1 protein-coding gene is annotated in these 520 nt (G+C 70.0%); it reads left to right on the top strand.

What is annotated here, in order from left to right:
• Positions 1-103 precede the first annotated feature (103 nt).
• The coding region (locus QQ657_RS56520; RefSeq protein ID WP_284750752.1) for a transposase family protein at positions 104-520 on the top strand (417 nt) is incomplete at its 3' end.

Genomic DNA, 520 nt, shown 5'->3' with positions numbered 1-520 from the left:
ACCGATGTGTGGGTGGTTGAGCGTGGCGTGAAGGGGCGCACGCCGTTGTCCGGCTTAGTTTCTGGCTTGTCGAAGGTCAGCAACCAAGTGATCGGGGAACGGCGTGCGCAAAGCCAGCTTATGGCAGCAGTTGTTCGGGCTGGAACGGGCTGTGGTCGAGGATGTCGAGTTCGAGCCTGGCCAGGGCATGGTCGTGGTGCACGCACGGCCGGTGGCGAGGGCCCGGCGCCGGTGCGGGGTCTGTGGTGTGCGGTGCCCGCGTTATGACCAGGGTGCCCGACGGCGCCGATGGCGCGCGCTGGATCTGGGCACGGTGCAGGCATTCATCGAAGCCGACGCGCCGCGGGTGTCCTGCGCGCGCCACGGCGTCGTCGTCGCGGCGGTGCCCTGGGCCCGCCACTGCGCCGGGCACACCCGCGCGTTCGACGACACAGTGGCATGGCTGGCCTGCCAGACCTCCAGAACGGCGGTGCGGCAGCTGCTGCGGATCGCCTGGCCCACCGTCGGCGCGATCATCACC

This window comes from Amycolatopsis ponsaeliensis, from assembly GCF_030182635.1.
Classification (GTDB): domain Bacteria; phylum Actinomycetota; class Actinomycetes; order Mycobacteriales; family Pseudonocardiaceae; genus Amycolatopsis; species Amycolatopsis ponsaeliensis.
The sequence above is the reverse complement of the archived record's forward strand: the minus strand, read 5'-3'. Positions and strand labels throughout refer to the sequence as shown.